The following is a 15,451-nucleotide window of genomic DNA, read 5'->3' as shown; positions in this document are numbered from 1 at the left end:
TGTACTGCCCCTTTTGGTTAGGTGTTAACGGTTACTCTGGATCGTAATCCAACACCGGCGCTAACCACTTTTCCGCTTCAGCAACAGTCATGCCTTTACGCTGGGCGTAATCTTCAACTTGATCTTTACCCACATTGGTCACGCCAAAGTAACGTGATTTAGGATGAGCGAAATACCAACCTGATACCGCAGCCGTGGGGAACATGGCATAGCTTTCGGTAATGTTAAGGCCAATGGTTTCATCGGGTTTTAATAAATCCCACAGTAAGCCTTTTTCAGTATGATCTGGGCAAGCTGGATAACCTGGAGCAGGGCGAATACCTTTATAGCGTTCACGAATTAATGCTTCGTTGTCTAGCTGCTCGTCTGCGGCATAGCCCCAAAACTCTTTACGAACGCGTTCGTGCATACGCTCTGCAAAGGCTTCAGCTAGTCGGTCAGCTAAACATTTCAACATAATGGCATTGTAGTCATCGTGGTTAGCTTCAAAACGGGCGACATGCTCGTCAATTCCATGACCGGCGGTAACGGCAAAGCCACCCATGTAATCTGCAACACCAGACTCTTTAGGAGCAACAAAATCTGCGAGGCAGAAATTGTCATTACCCACACGTTCGATTTGCATTCTTAAATGATGAGTGGTCATCTCAACGGTGCTACGGCTCTCGTCGGTATATAACTCAATATCATCATGATTAACGGTATTGGCCGGGAATAAACCGATCACGCCTTTGGCGGTTAACCATTTTTCTTTGATGATGGTTGCTAACATGGCTTTCCCGTCGGCATACAGTTTACGGGCTTCTTCGCCGACAACTTTATCCTCTAAAATTTCAGGGAAATGACCGTGTAATTCCCAACTGCGGAAAAACGGTGTCCAGTCGATTCGTTCCACTAAATCTGTTAATGGGTAGTCTTCAAATACTTGGCGCCCTAGTACATTTGGCGTGTATGGCGTATAGTTTTGCCAGTCATGTTGACAACGGTTTTCACGGGCGGCGGCAATCGAAACAATGGTTTTACGCTTAGTTTGCGACAAGCGTTTTTCACGCATGTTGTCGTATTCAGCATAAGTTGCATCAATGGTTGCTTGGCGTGTTTCATTGCTAACTAGCTTGCTTACCATAGGCACTGCACGCGAGGCATCGGCAATGTATATAGCACCATGTGGGTAATGGGGCGCTATTTTTACCGCGGTATGAATTTTTGAGCAGGTTGCGCCGCCAATAATAGCGGGAATGGTCAATCCTTCGCGTTGGAAGGTTTTCACGTTATGCACCATTTCATCAAGACTTGGGGTAATTAACCCTGACATACCAATAATATCAATATTGTGCTCTTTAACGGCTTCAAGAATTTTCTCAACCGACACCATTACACCTAGGTCGAACACTTCAAAACCATTACACGCGAGTACCACGCCTACAATGTTTTTACCAATGTCGTGTACATCGCCTTTCACGGTTACCATCAAAATTTTACCGTTAGACTGGCCTTCTACTTTTTCGGCTTCAATGTACGGGTTTAAGTAAGCTACGGCTTTTTTCATGACTCGAGCCGATTTAACCACCTGCGGCAAGAACATTTTACCTGCGCCAAATAAATCACCCACCACATTCATGCCATCCATTAATGGCCCTTCAATGACATCTAATGGGCGAGTGGCATTTTGGCGCGCTTCTTCAGTGTCTAGGTCAATAAACTCAGTAATCCCTTTTACCAGCGCATGAGATAAACGCTCATTAACAGGAAGGCTACGCCATGCTAAATCTTCTTTTTTCGCCACTTGGCTGCCGTCGCCACGGTATTTTTCGGCAATATCTAGCAGTTGTTCAGTGTTCGATGAATCCGCTACTGGGCAAGGGCGGTTTAACACTACGTTTTCAACTTTTTCTTTTAGATCTGGGTCAATATCGTCATAAATGGCGAGCTGACCAGCGTTAACAATACCCATGTCCATACCCGCTTGAATGGCATGGTATAAAAATACCGCGTGAATGGCTTCACGAACGGGGTTATTACCTCTAAAAGAGAAAGAAACATTAGAAACCCCGCCAGAAATCATGGCGTAGGGTAAGGTTGCTTTAATGTCTTTAATTGACTCAATAAAGTCGACCGCATAATTGTCGTGCTCGTCAATACCGGTGGCGATGGCGAAAATATTTGGGTCGAAAATAATATCTTCAGGCGGAAAGCCCACTACATCAACTAATAGTCGATAGGCTCGGGTACAAATTTCAGTTTTACGGGCGCGGGTATCAGCCTGACCGTCTTCATCAAATGCCATCACAATGGCTGCAGCGCCGTAACGTTTAACTAAGGTGGCTTGTTCAATAAAAGCTTGTTCGCCTTCTTTCATTGAAATGGAGTTAACCACCGATTTACCCTGAACGCATTTAAGTCCAGCTTCAATGACTTCCCATTTAGAAGAGTCAATCATGATAGGCACACGGGAGATATCAGGCTCAGAGGCAATTAAGTTTAAGAACTTCTTCATCGACTCAACGCCGTCGAGCATGCCCTCATCCATGTTGACATCAATAATTTGAGCGCCGTTTTCGACTTGCTCACGCACAACGTCTAATGCTTCTTCAAATTTTTCTTCTTTAATTAAGCGTAAAAATTTAGCCGAGCCAGTTACGTTAGCCCGCTCACCCACGTTGACAAATAAAGAGTCGCCATCAATGGTTAGAGGTTCAAGCCCAGATAATCGACAAGCAACCGGAATGTCAGGGATTTGTCTTGGCGAGTGATTAATTACCGCCTCGCGAATGGTGCTAATATGGCTAGGGGCGCTACCACAACAACCACCGACAATATTCAACATACCTTGTTGTGCCCACTCTTGAATGACTTCAGCCATTTCTTCAGGGGTTTCGTCATAGCCACCAAATTCATTTGGTAAACCCGCGTTAGGGTGAGCTGACACATAACATTCAGCAATACGCGATAACTCTTCAACATAGGGGCGCAGTTCTTTTGGCCCCAAAGCACAGTTAAGACCAATAGATAACGGTTTAATGTGGCGTAATGAATTATAAAAACCTTCAGTTGTTTGGCCGGTTAAGGTACGCCCTGACGCGTCAGTAATAGTGCCTGAAATCATTACCGGTAAACGAGCACCAATATTGTCGAATACTGTCTCGATGGCGAATAACGCGGCTTTAGCGTTAAGGGTATCAAATATGGTTTCTACCATAATGATGTCTGCCCCGCCTTCAATAAGGGCGGTGGCTGACTCAACATAGGCGTCAACTAATTCGTCAAAACTGATGTTACGAAAGCTAGGGTCGTTAACGTCAGGACTGATAGAGCAGGTTCTGTTGGTGGGGCCTAATACACCTGCTACATAGCGCGGAATACCGGTTTGAGCTGCCACTTCATCAGCGGCTTCACGGGCAACTCGTGCACCTTCTAAGTTCATTTCGGCAGACAATGACTGCATGTCATAATCGGCCATTGCAATGGTGGTGGCATTAAAGGTGTTGGTTTCAATGATATCGCTACCGGCTAACAAATATTTAGTGTGGATATCTTTAATAATTTGACGTTGGCTCAGCACTAACATGTCGTTATTGCCTTTTACATCACAATGCCAGTCTTTGAAACGTTCGCCACGGTAATCGGCTTCTTCCAATTTATAGTCTTGGATCATGGTGCCCATTGCACCGTCTAAAATCATAATGCGCTGTTTTAGCGTTGCTGTAAGTTGTTCAAGAACCTGACTATAAGTAGTCGACTTCGCCATAACCTATTACCTTTTATTGCAGAGCTGTTAGTCATTAACAGCAAGGGTTTTTGCTTTTTTGTCTTTATTTCAATAATAAATAACTTTTCACTTTAGTTTGTGAAAATACTCGATAACGGCGTTAGATTTTTGGGTTGTAGAATAACTACTTATCGAAAAAATCTGCCTTGCTCTCAAGCATTTTTCCTACGCTATTTCTGTAAGCTTATTTATCGTGATTGATATTATTATCTAGTGTTTATTGATAAAAGATAGAAGACGACACTAGAAATTTTTTAGACATTTATACGTATAGACGTCCATAATACGCGAGTTGTTATCTTAAGGGCAAGGTTGAAATAGATGAAACATGTTCAATTACTATTTCTGCGTCATGGTCACTGCCAAGGCGGTGAAATATTACGGGGTAGAACCGATGTTGACCTGTCTGAACTCGGTGTTCAGCAAATGCATCATAGTTTTACAGAACTCAATGAACTGCCAAGCATTATTTTTAGCTCGCCCTTAAAACGTTGCGCGTTATTTAGTGACCTTATCGCAAAACAGCATCGTTTGCCCATAAGGATATTAGACGGTTTACAAGAAATTGATTTTGGTGATTGGGATGGTCAATCTTGGCAATCTTTATATGACACCTATGCAGATAAAATAGACCTGTACTGGGCAACTCCTTGGGATAAAGCACTCACCCCTCAAAATGGTGAGCACTTTATTGATTTTGATAATAGAGTCAGTGCCTGTGTCGCCGCGATAATAAAACAGCTGTTATTACTACCAGCCCCTAAAGCGGCTAATCTCAATAAGCCAGATGCAATTAATAAAGCATTAGTTGTTACCCATGGCGGAGTTATTCGCTCAGTACTAGGGCATATTCTAGGTGATGGTTTTAGTGAGTGCGATGCTAAGTCACCGCAAAACCAGCTTGCCCGTGGCGTATTTAAGCAATTTAATTTACCCTATGGGGCCTTGATTGAAATCGACGTGTTTATTGATGCTAATGATGTGGTGACTGAGCCATTAAAAGCACAACAAATTAGCTGTAGATTAAACTGGCCTATGCCAAGTTTTAAATGATAAACATCAATTATTAAATTATTCTGTTAAGTGACTAGTATTGGGAATCGGGAAAGCCCGAACTGTGCCCGCAACTGTATAGAATACATTGTGTATTTTTAAGTCAGATACCAGCTAGTGACTTTTTACCTAACGCCTGAGCGGGTTACTCAGTGGAGCGTATATGTGCCGTGATAATGTGCCATATTGTTTTTGCCTTAATAAGGCCAACAATGGCGTAAAAGTTATTCCAAAACTGGCGGGTGGGGTTGCTCAATGACCGATACAACCACGCAGCCTCTTGCATTATCCGTGAGCCAACTGAGTTGGACCCATGACGATTGTGCTATTTTAAAAAATATTCAGTTTGATTTACCTGCAAAACAAATGCTGGGTGTGATTGGCCCAAATGGTGCGGGTAAGTCGAGTCTATTACGCTGTTTATATCGGTTTATTTTACCCAGTTCAGGCCATATTAGTTTGTTTGGGCAAAACATTGCTCAGTACAGTGCCAGACAATTAGCCACTAAAATAGCCGTGGTACAGCAAGATACCCCACAGTTTTTTGAAATGAATACGCGCCAATTAGTGGCAATGGGGTTAACTCCCCATAAAGGCTTATTAGATAGCACCACTTCAAAAGATAACCAGCTAATTGATGATGCTATTTTGCAAGTGGGGTTAGCCACTAAAGCTGAATTACAGTACAGCCAGTTGTCGGGCGGTGAAAAACAGCGTGCGTTAATTGCTCGTGCCATAGTACAGCAGCCTCAATTACTGATATTAGATGAACCAACAAACCATTTAGATATTCATTATCAAATTCAAATTTTACAACTGGTGAAAAGTTTGGGTATCACTGTTATTGCATCCATTCATGACTTAAACCTCGCTAGCGCCATGTGCGATAACCTCGTGTTATTAAATCAAGGTGAGTTGATTGCTAATGGTTCGCCAAGCGAAGTCTTAACTGAAGATCAAATTTCAACAGTATTTAAAGTCTGTTGTGAAATTGAGCCTCACAGACAACATGGTAATCCGTTAATTAGTTACTTTTATCATGATGCAAATCAAATCATAGTGGGGCACTAATGATTGTGGCTAAACAACACAAATATTCAATGTTTGTTGCTATTTTAGCGCTGCTTACAGTGGTGTCTCCTTTTTTAGCTGCCAGCTTTGGTGCGGCCAATATTAGTGCCAGTGATATATATCATGCTATGGCTGAAAAACTGCTAATAAGCTCGGCTTCAGACCATACTAGTAATATCACCCAACGTATTGTATTTGAACTACGTTTACCGCGAATAGTATTGGCTTTTGTGGCGGGCGCAGGCTTAGCGCTGGCGGGGAGTGTATTGCAAACCGTGACCCGCAATCCATTGGCTGATCCTTACTTATTTGGCATCAGTTCAGGGGCATCATTTGGTGCGGTGATGGTATTTACCATTTTAGTGGAAGGCATGTTTTCGCCAAGTGATGTTATCGCGCTATCCAATGGGCAAGTTTCTTGGTGGTCTTGGCAAAATTTACTTTTACCCATAGGGGCATTTGTGGGCGCCAGTTTGTCGGTTTTATTGGTGTTGTGTTTGTCTGGCCTTGGCCGAGCGGCTCAAATAGAGCGTATGTTGCTTTCTGGGGTGGCAACCTCATTTTTGTTTGGTGCATTAACCAGTTTGGTTTTATATTTTTCCAGTCCACAAGCGACGGCATCAGTGCTTTTTTGGTCATTAGGCAGCTTTGCTAAAGCAAATTGGGCTGGAGTGATTTTACCCACGATTGTGGTCAGCTTAAGCCTGATGATTATTTTATTATTTAAACGACAAATATCAGCCTTACAAGCGGGTGATGAAACCGCGCACACCTTAGGCGTGAGTGTCGCCAAGCTAAGAATGAGTATGTTGTTATTATGCTCGCTGATCACAGCTGTGTTGGTCGCAACATGTGGCGGAATAGGCTTTGTGGGGCTAATGATCCCCCATTGTATCCGGCTGTTATTACCAGGGCGTCAGCCTATTATTATTACTGCCATTGTGGGCGGGTTATTTATGGTGTGGATTGATGTGATTGCCCGCTGTATTTTAAGTCATCAAGAATTGCCTGTAGGCATTATTACTGCGGCTATTGGCAGTGTATTTTTTTTATTTATTTTACGACATAGGCGTTAAACGTCATTTTAAGTAGTTATGGAGTTGCTATGTTTGCAGTTGATGCGGTTTCTAAGAGCGTTGATCAGATTATTCAACATAAAATAGATCAAAAAACAAAACCTGTAGGAGCCTTAGGTGAGCTTGAGTCTTTAGCCAAAACTATTGCTCGAGTTCAGTTCAGCGCTAACGCTGAGACAAAAAAACTGACTATTAAAGAGCCAGGATTATTGGTTTTTGCTGCGGATCATGGCATTGCACAATACGGTGTGTCTATTGCGCCAAGTGAAGTCACTTCTCAAATGGTGGCAAACTTTGCCAATGGCGGAGCTGCAATTAATGTCTTTTGTCGTCAAATGGGACTTAACCTTGAAATTATTGATGCGGGAGTGTTAAAGCCACTAGGGTTAGAAAATGTTACCGAACATCGCTTAGGTAATGGTACTTCGGCAATTCATTTAGCACCTGCAATGACGTTAGAGCATGTTAAGCAAGGCTTTGAAGCTGCTGATGAAGTGGTTGAACGCCATGCATTATCTGGTTGCAATGTACTTGCGTTAGGTGAAATGGGCATTGGCAATACTTCTGCCGCAGCGGCAATTATGGCAGCCTTATTAGAGTTAGATGTGCATAAATGTGTCGGCCGAGGAACCGGTGTAAACGACAAAAGCTTTGAGTTAAAAAAGGCGTTAGTGAATGAAGCTTTAAAGCGCCATGGTTCAAAGATTGTCTCGCCTGTTCATGCTTTAGCATACGTAGGCGGCTATGAAATTGTACAAATGACCGGTGCAATTTTAGCTGCAACGCAACGAAAAATGCTGGTTCTAGTGGATGGGTTTATCTCAAGTGTAGCGGCATTAGTGGCAGTGAAACTGCACCCTGCAGCACGTGATTATCTAATTTTCACCCATGTTTCGGAAGAGCAAGGCCATCAACTTTTACTTGAATATCTTCAAGCAAAGCCTTTGTTGTCTTTAGGCTTACGTTTAGGTGAAGGCACGGGGGCGGCATTGGCATTTCCATTGGTGCAGGCTGCCGTTAATTTTTATAACGACATGGCTAGCTTTGATGGTGCTGGCATTAATAATCTTGCGTAATTGAGCAGGGAACAAAAGTTTTTATGACCAAAATGGATTACTGGCTTAAGCAACTTAATTTATTCTTTGTGGCGTTAAGCTTCTTCACTCGCTTACCCATACCCAAGTGGGTAGAGTTTGACAATGATAAGCTAAATCACTCAAGCCGTTATTTTGGCCTAGTCGGTGCAGTGGTTGGTAGCATTAGTGCCGTGTCATTTTGGCTGGCGCAACTAATACTCCCCGCAAGTATAGCGGTAATTATTGCCATAGTGGTTGGGGTCATGGTTACAGGAGGCTTCCATGAAGATGGCCTTGGTGATACTGCAGACGGCTTTGGTGGTGGTTGGACGGTAGCAGATAAGCTGCGCATTATGAAAGACTCTCGTCTTGGCAGTTATGGGGCGTTAGCACTTGGGTTAGGGTTATTATTAAAGTGGCAATTGTTAGTCGAGCTCGCATTATATAGTCCTTTAGCGGCAATGAGCGGCTTGCTGGTGGCGCATACTTTAAGCCGAGTATTGGCTGCCAGTATTATATTTACTGAGCAATATGTTCGAGACGAGGACGGTAAATCTAAGCCATTAGCTCAGCAGCAGTCGTTAGATGATTTGTTTATTTTATTCGCCTCTGGCTTAGCGATTTTATTATGGCTAAATGGCGTTGTCGCCTTTGTTTTATTAATGATTCTTTGGGGGCTTAGGTTATTACTGGTCAGTTTTTTTAAGCGTCAGATTGGCGGTTATACCGGTGATACATTAGGTGCAGCTCAACAAATAAGCGAGCTGGTGTGTTACATGGTGATTTTAGCGGTAGGATTAAGTTAATGCTGCACTTAGTCATTGGCGGCGCAAGAAGTGGCAAAAGCCGTTTTGCTGAGCGGCAAGTAGCGGAGTTAGTTGATGCGCAAGCATCCGCTATACAACCTTACTATATTGCCACCGCTACAGCGGGAGAAGATATTGAAATGCAGCAGCGTATTATGCGACATCAACAAGATAGGCTACAGCGTCAGCTTAGCTGGCAAGTTGTTGAGTCACCCTTGGCATTAGCGCAAACCCTTACTGCAATCGATAATCCTAAGCAGGTTATTTTGGTCGACTGTTTAACTTTATATCTAACTAACCATTTATTAATTGATGCAGCCGATACGGAATCTGGTGAGCCATGTTCATCGTGGCACAACGAAAAACAGCAACTCTTAAATGTATTACCTAAACTGCAATCACATATTGTTTTAGTGAGTAACGAGGTAGGCTCAGGCATTGTGCCTATGGGCGAATTAAGCCGTGAGTTTGTTGATCAAGCTGGCTGGTTAAATCAAGCCATTGCAGAATTAGCAGATCAAGTAACCTTAGTGGTTGCAGGCCTGCCATTAGCATTAAAACCCTCTAATTCATGAGCATCATCTTCAATGACTAAAGCCTATTCAGCAGCAGAGTTAAGTGCACTATTTAAAGGTGTCTCAGGCAGCCTTATGGTGCAGGGTACCACTTCCGATGCAGGTAAAAGTACCTTAGTAGCAGGGCTAGGGCGCTTAATGGCGCGTTATGGCGTTAATGTTGCGCCATTTAAACCGCAAAACATGGCATTAAATAGTGCTGTTACCGTTGACGGTGGTGAAATTGGCCGAGCACAAGCACTGCAAGCCGTTGCCTGTAACCTCGCGCCACATACTGATTTTAACCCCGTATTATTAAAGCCCAGTTCTGATACCGGGGCGCAGGTTATTATTCAAGGTAAAGCTTTAACTACTTTAGAGGCAAAATCATTTTTTGGCCCTGACAGTGTAGGTTACAAACAAATGGCACTGAATGTGGTACTGGATAGTTTTACACGATTAAAACAGCAATATAGCGTGGTGGTAATAGAAGGAGCGGGTAGCCCGGCTGAAATTAATTTGCGTCAAGGTGATATTGCCAACATGGGCTTTGCCGAAGCCGCAGACTGCCCTGTGATCATTATTGCTGATATTGATAAAGGCGGGGTATTTGCTCATCTGGTTGGCACATTAGCCTTGTTAAGCCCGTCGGAGCAAGCGCGGGTTAAAGGGTTTGTCATTAATCGTTTTCGTGGCGACATTAGCTTATTACAGTCAGGTATTGATTGGCTTGAGGACTATACCCAAAAGCCGGTTTTAGGGGTGTTACCCTATTTACATGATTTACACCTAGATGCTGAAGATGCATTAATTGATTCGCCAAATTTGCCTGTTAGTCACACTCAAAAATTACACGTATTGGTGCTGGTGTTTCCGCGCATTAGTAACCATACCGACTTTGACCCTTTGAGGTTACATCCTCAAATTGATTTTAAATATGTCAGTATGGCGGATTCACATAAGGCATTCCCCAAAGCTGATTTAATTATATTGCCGGGCAGTAAAAACGTGCGAGCAGACTTAGCCTTTATGCGTGAACAAGGCTGGGATGAGGCATTGAAGTCTCATTTACGTTACGGCGGTAAAGTCATTGGAATTTGTGGTGGTTATCAGATGTTGGGGCAAGTGATTGCTGACCCAGATGGCATTGAAGATGAAGCCGGTGAATCGACTGGCTTAGGTTTGTTAGATATTAGCACCACGTTAACCGCGAATAAAACCTTAACTCAAGTAACTGGGACATTATCGCTGAATCAACAGCAAGCGGATTTTAGTGGTTATGAGATTCACTGTGGGGTGACTGAATTTAGCCCCCTTATACCTCAGTCTAATAAGCAGCCGATTCAAATTCAGTCAAGCCAGCAATACGATGGCCAAGTCAGCGACGATAACCAAATACTAGGCAGCTATATTCATGGGCTGTTTGATCAGCCACAAGCGTGTCAATTATTGCTGCAGTGGGCAGGATTAGCTGATGCCAGTGAAATAGATATTGATCAAATACGCCAACAACAATTAGACAGATTAGCGGATACGCTAGAAACCCATATGGATTTAGCCAAACTAACAGGAATTATTTCATCATGAGCCAGCAAGACCATAATAATGACGAAAATCAGCAAGCCAGCAGTATTGACCAGCAAAAGGCCCAACGTCATAAAGCCCGTCAGCAAAAAGTGAAGCAAGGTGTTGATGCTAAAATTGCCGCAGCTCAAGATGAAAAGGGTATTTTATTAGTCCTTACTGGTAATGGAAAAGGTAAATCAACCTCTGGTTTTGGCTCGGTTGCTCGCGCTGTCGGTCATGGCCACAAGGCCGCTGTAGTGCAGTTTATTAAAGGAACTTGGGCATGTGGTGAACGTAACTTGCTTGAAGGTGCCGGGGTTGAGTTTCATGTGATGGGAACCGGTTTTACTTGGGAAACTCAAGACAAAGAAAAAGACACTAAAGCTGCAATGGAAGCTTGGGAAAGTGCCGAAAAACTGTTACAGGACAAGTCGGTAAACTTGGTGTTATTAGATGAACTGACTTATATGGTGAGTTACCATTATATTGATTTGGAAAGGGTACTTAATGCCCTTAAAAACCGCCCTGCGATGCAACATGTCATCATTACTGGCCGCGCTTGTCATCGTGACATTATTGAATTAGCCGATACCGTGTCAGAAGTTCAGCCCATAAAACATGCGTTTAATAATGGCATCAAAGCCCAGCTAGGCTTTGATTACTAATAAAAAAGTAATAGAAAAATATGGGGTCAGAGTTAATTTTCTCAGTTTGATCTAGTAAATCTAATTGTAGAGTTAGCAGAAAAAGGCTTGTTAGTGTTTAGCTAATAAGCCTTTTTACTTGAATCAGTAGGTTTTTAAGTCGTATTTTAAAGTGTTCAATCTAGAGTATTCTATTGAGGTTTTTGCTAGTGAACACTTATCATCGCAGCTGAGTTAACTCCTGACACGCTTCTATAAGCATTTTTGCTTTTTCAGGGCTAATACCAGTTGTACAGAAGGCTTTCTCTGTTGCTGCGTGACTTTGGGCTGCAAGCTCTTTGCCTTCTTTAGTGACCGATACCACTTTTTGTCGGTCATTATCTAAGGTTCGTTCTAATTTGATTAAGTTTTTTTCGACTAATTTTTTCAATAAAGGGGTCATCGTCGGTTTACTTAGATGAGTACGTTTGGCCAGTTCTGTAATTGAAATCCCATTGGTTTCCCATAGTGCCATCATTACTACAAACTGAGTATAGGTTAGCCCAAGCGGGGCTAAAATAGGGCGATAAATTGCCGTTAAACTGTGTGATGCCGAGTACAGGGCGAAGCAAAGTTGATCTTTTAATCGTGCCGCAGCAATTGTCACGCTATTTTCTCCATTCCTTATTATCAATATTCATTATGCAAATATCCTCAATTATTATCAATTTTATTCGCCTATTTACTATTTGTGTATTTTTATTTTGTGTGCATATAGTACGTATACGAACATATAAAAAGGAGATACAGTATGAAGCGAGTAATGACATTTATGGCAGCGGTTGCCATAACCACTTCTGCAGTGACGATTGCTGATGAACAGCGTGTTGTTTATCCGAAAGGTTATCAGGAAAATTTTGTTGAATACCTCTCGCTAGACCGAGTGCAAAACCCCGACCAATTTATTCGATTATTGGCTAATGATGTTGCAATGCAAGGTCGTGATGAAAATGGCAATTTTGCAGATGGCTCTGTACTGGTAGGTGAAGTTTATTCTGTTAAAAAGAATTCAGATGGCACGGTTAAAATGAGTACTTTAAATCGCAGAATTAAAGATAAGCTATTGCTGGTGGCCGTAATAGAAAAGCAGGCTGAATTTGGAAAAATGCCTGCATCTGTTATTAAAACAGGCAATTGGGATTTTGGTGCATTTAAGCCTGATGGAAAAGTGGCTGCTAAAAACTTAGATGAATGCCGAGCCTGCCATGCTCCGCTAACCAATAGTGACTTCTTGTTTTCGGGTGAGCATATACCCATGAAGTAATACCAATCGTGATAAATAATTGCTCACCCTATCTTGTTAAAATGCTCGATAACGGCGTTAGATTTTTTGATTGTAGAATAACTACTTATCGAAAAAATCTGCCTTGTTATCAAGCATTTTTCCTACGCTAATTTTGATCATTTACTTATCGTGATTGGTATAATAATAAAGCTTAAGCCTTTAAGCATTTTAATACCAATATTGTATTAGTGTTATAGCGTTTATATGGTGTTGTAAATATTAAGTCTGCAGAAGTGTCTGTGGGCTTTTTTATTGCCATTTAAGTGTCTTGGTCAGTTCTTTTTTCGCTAATTTGTTATCATTAACGGTAGTAAACGTTCGCCCTCATTTGAGACTTACAGCACTGTGGAGAATTATCGTGAAAATGTTTAAGCGACTGCTTGGGTGGTCAATTGTGGCTATTGTTATTTTGGTCAGTGGCTATCGTTACCTTAAGCCCAGTATTATCGTCGAAAACCGCTCAGATTTAGATATTGTTTCTAGCCGTGTTGAGTTACCGAGTAGTGGATTAGATTTTGGGAAAATTTTGCCGGGTGAGCAAAACGAAATTTATTACGATTTAGATCAAAATGACGGCAGTATTTCGTTTAGGTTCGTATTGTCTGATGACACTGAAATTATGGGTAAATGTGGTTATGTGACCAAAAATCAGGTGAACCATCGAACAATTATTTATATAGAAGTTTCTAAGCAGGCAACTTGTTTGCTTGAAGAGTAACTTGTTTTCAAGGTTAATTTACAACATTGATTAGCGGATTAAGATAATGATTTATTCCAGTTTTACGGCTGAAAACAGCCAAGAGGTGATTGGGTTATTTAAACAAGTCTTCTCGGCTGCAGAAGGTGATGACGAAGGCCGTGTAATAGCTCAGCTTGTCACTGATATTATAACGACTACAGCAGCTGAAGACTTACTCGGATTTATCGCCACTCAAGATAAAAGTATTGTTGGGGCCATCTTTTTTAGTCGGTTTATTTTACCTAATAATGCGTTAGCTTTTTTACTTTCACCCGTGGCCGTAGCCACTGAAACTCAAGGACAAGGCGTAGGGCAACAGTTGATTAATTTTGGGCTAGAGCAGCTTAAATTATTAGCCGTGAATACCGTTGTCACTTATGGTGATCCGGCTTTTTATACTAAAGTAGGCTTTGAGCAAATTGATGAGTCTATTATAAAAGCGCCTTTTCCATTGAGTCAGCCGATTGGTTGGTTAGGGCAGTCACTCAACCATCAGCCGTTGCAAGCTGTTGTGGGTGATACTCAGTGTGTCGCGGCGTTAAGTCGGGCAGAGTATTGGTAATGACTCTGGCCTCATCATTGTTTGCCGCTCAGGTCAGATGATTTCAAGCGATGAGACTGATAGCATCTTGAAGATAGAATTGATAAAAAAGCCCATTAACAGTTATGTTAATGGGCTTTATTTATAGTAGAAACGTGTTGTTTATCGGCTCGTTATTACTGAACGATTTCAACAAAGTCTATTTCTAAGTTTTCACCTTCAGCTAACGTGATGCTTTCTTTCACTTGCTCGGCAGGATCTGCAATGGTGATTTCGTCATAGGTTTCTGGGTCATCATTGACAGCGCTACAACTAAAGGCCATTAGGTATTCGCCAGCAGGTATGAAGTTGAAGCTATAAGTATAAATACCTGATTCTTCACCCACTTCAATCATTTTTGAAGCGAGTGGAGCAACAACATTGTCAGGTGCGTTAGCTAATTCTGGATCAAACTCATCACCTAACACTTCGCCTTCAGCTAAGGTTGCTTGTGGGTATAAGTAAACAACATTGCCTGTATCTGCTTCACAGTTTTCGCCAGCGGCAAATAAGTTTTCATCGACTGAACCAAAAATTGAGCCAATAGCTTCACTATCGACAATAGTGACACCATGAGGCTTAAGGTTATAGCCATTGCCAGTTTCAACCAGTGACTTACGTAAATTAAAATCGATGGTGTAAGCTTGGGTCGCTTCAGTGGTTACTGTAAAGCTGCCTAGTTTTAGTTTATTGCTTGGGGTTTTTAATGGGTGGGTACCCTCATCATCTACTACGTTACACGCATCCGTAGGTTGGTTTGGGCCGTTGTTTTCAGCACAACCATCAGTATTAATGATTAATTCTTTATATTCACCAATCGGTAACTCAGCTTCTGATAATACTAATAAGCTGTCACCGTTTTGGTAGTCTAATAAATTGATTTGAACAGGGGTTTCTTCGCCTTCTTCATTGGTAAGAAGTAGTTCAATATCTTCTTCATCCTCACGAGTTAATGTAATTGATTTATAAGTCACATTAACTTCTTGTGCATTTTCAACGGGCGCATCAGCAATTGAGAAAGAAACTTTGGCAGTGTTGATAACATCGTCTTTATCATCGCTTCCACAACCATATAAGGTTGCTGCAATACAACAGCCCAAAGCTGTTTTTAGGAAAGTTTTGGTATTCATGCTATTTATTCCATTTTATCTTTCATTGATTTTTGAACGGTATATTATAGCGCTTTTGGACCA

At 42.0% G+C, this 15,451-nt stretch carries 14 protein-coding genes and 1 riboswitch; of the genes, 11 read left to right on the top strand and 3 right to left on the bottom strand.

Features of this window, described 5'->3' with window-relative positions:
• Positions 1-31: 31 nt before the first annotated feature.
• Positions 32-3,748 (bottom strand): methionine synthase, encoded by a 3,717-nt coding sequence (gene metH, locus L2672_RS04650; protein ID WP_248994661.1) that lies wholly within the window; start codon positions 3,746-3,748, stop codon positions 32-34.
• 342 nt (positions 3,749-4,090) lie between these two features.
• Between metH and L2672_RS04645 the strand changes: the two genes are divergently transcribed.
• From L2672_RS04645 to cobO, 8 genes are all read left to right on the top strand, one after another.
• Positions 4,091-4,822, top strand: coding sequence for a histidine phosphatase family protein (locus tag L2672_RS04645; protein WP_248994660.1), 732 nt, complete (start codon positions 4,091-4,093; stop codon positions 4,820-4,822).
• An 18-nt stretch (positions 4,823-4,840) separates the two neighbouring features.
• Positions 4,841-4,955, top strand: a riboswitch (cobalamin riboswitch).
• A gap of 122 nt (positions 4,956-5,077) precedes the next feature.
• Positions 5,078-5,893, top strand: coding sequence for an ABC transporter ATP-binding protein (locus L2672_RS04640; RefSeq protein ID WP_248994659.1), 816 nt, complete (start codon positions 5,078-5,080; stop codon positions 5,891-5,893).
• Entirely contained in the window at positions 5,893-6,969 is a 1,077-nt protein-coding gene (locus tag L2672_RS04635) for a FecCD family ABC transporter permease (protein ID WP_248994658.1), read from the top strand. Before L2672_RS04640 ends, L2672_RS04635 begins: the two co-directional genes overlap by 1 nt.
• Before the next feature lie 29 nt (positions 6,970-6,998).
• Complete coding sequence (cobT, locus tag L2672_RS04630; protein ID WP_248994657.1) at positions 6,999-8,045, top strand: nicotinate-nucleotide--dimethylbenzimidazole phosphoribosyltransferase; 1,047 nt, start codon at positions 6,999-7,001, stop codon at positions 8,043-8,045.
• Between the two features lie 23 nt (positions 8,046-8,068).
• Positions 8,069-8,851, top strand: coding sequence for an adenosylcobinamide-GDP ribazoletransferase (locus L2672_RS04625; RefSeq protein ID WP_248994656.1), 783 nt, complete (start codon positions 8,069-8,071; stop codon positions 8,849-8,851).
• The gene (cobU, locus tag L2672_RS04620; RefSeq protein WP_248994655.1) at positions 8,851-9,426 is read left to right on the top strand and encodes a bifunctional adenosylcobinamide kinase/adenosylcobinamide-phosphate guanylyltransferase; all 576 of its coding nucleotides are present in this window, start codon (positions 8,851-8,853) and stop codon (positions 9,424-9,426) included. The genes L2672_RS04625 and cobU overlap by 1 nt, the downstream gene beginning before the upstream one ends.
• Positions 9,427-9,438: 12 nt before the next feature.
• The gene (locus tag L2672_RS04615) at positions 9,439-10,992 is read left to right on the top strand and encodes a cobyric acid synthase (RefSeq protein WP_248994654.1); all 1,554 of its coding nucleotides are present in this window, start codon (positions 9,439-9,441) and stop codon (positions 10,990-10,992) included.
• The gene (gene cobO / locus L2672_RS04610; protein WP_248994653.1) at positions 10,989-11,636 is read left to right on the top strand and encodes a cob(I)yrinic acid a,c-diamide adenosyltransferase; all 648 of its coding nucleotides are present in this window, start codon (positions 10,989-10,991) and stop codon (positions 11,634-11,636) included. Before L2672_RS04615 ends, cobO begins: the two co-directional genes overlap by 4 nt.
• A gap of 199 nt (positions 11,637-11,835) precedes the next feature.
• Here the strand turns inward: cobO and L2672_RS04605 are convergent, their stop codons facing one another.
• Complete coding sequence (locus L2672_RS04605) at positions 11,836-12,261, bottom strand: MarR family winged helix-turn-helix transcriptional regulator (protein ID WP_248994652.1); 426 nt, start codon at positions 12,259-12,261, stop codon at positions 11,836-11,838.
• A 144-nt stretch (positions 12,262-12,405) separates the two neighbouring features.
• On the opposite strand from L2672_RS04605, the gene L2672_RS04600 reads away from it, so the two are divergent.
• The 3 genes from L2672_RS04600 (at position 12,406) to L2672_RS04590 (ending at position 14,240) form a co-directional block, all read left to right on the top strand.
• Positions 12,406-12,918, top strand: a complete 513-nt coding sequence (locus tag L2672_RS04600) for a cytochrome P460 family protein (RefSeq protein WP_248994651.1) — start codon at positions 12,406-12,408, stop codon at positions 12,916-12,918.
• Between the two features lie 379 nt (positions 12,919-13,297).
• On the top strand, positions 13,298-13,657 hold the full coding sequence (locus L2672_RS04595) for a hypothetical protein (RefSeq protein ID WP_248994650.1): 360 nt from the start codon (positions 13,298-13,300) through the stop codon (positions 13,655-13,657).
• Positions 13,658-13,703: 46 nt separating this feature from the next.
• Positions 13,704-14,240 (top strand): GNAT family N-acetyltransferase, encoded by a 537-nt coding sequence (locus L2672_RS04590; RefSeq protein ID WP_248994649.1) that lies wholly within the window; start codon positions 13,704-13,706, stop codon positions 14,238-14,240.
• Positions 14,241-14,395: 155 nt separating this feature from the next.
• Here the strand turns inward: L2672_RS04590 and L2672_RS04585 are convergent, their stop codons facing one another.
• Positions 14,396-15,388: a DUF4382 domain-containing protein gene (locus L2672_RS04585; RefSeq protein WP_248994648.1), complete on the bottom strand. Its 993-nt coding sequence runs from the start codon at positions 15,386-15,388 to the stop codon at positions 14,396-14,398.
• Positions 15,389-15,451 lie beyond the last annotated feature (63 nt).

It is taken from the genome of Shewanella gaetbuli (genome assembly GCF_023284065.1).
In the GTDB taxonomy this organism is placed as follows: domain Bacteria; phylum Pseudomonadota; class Gammaproteobacteria; order Enterobacterales; family Shewanellaceae; genus Shewanella; species Shewanella gaetbuli.
Note: the sequence above shows the minus strand (reverse complement) of the source record. Positions and strands in the feature narration are given on the sequence as shown.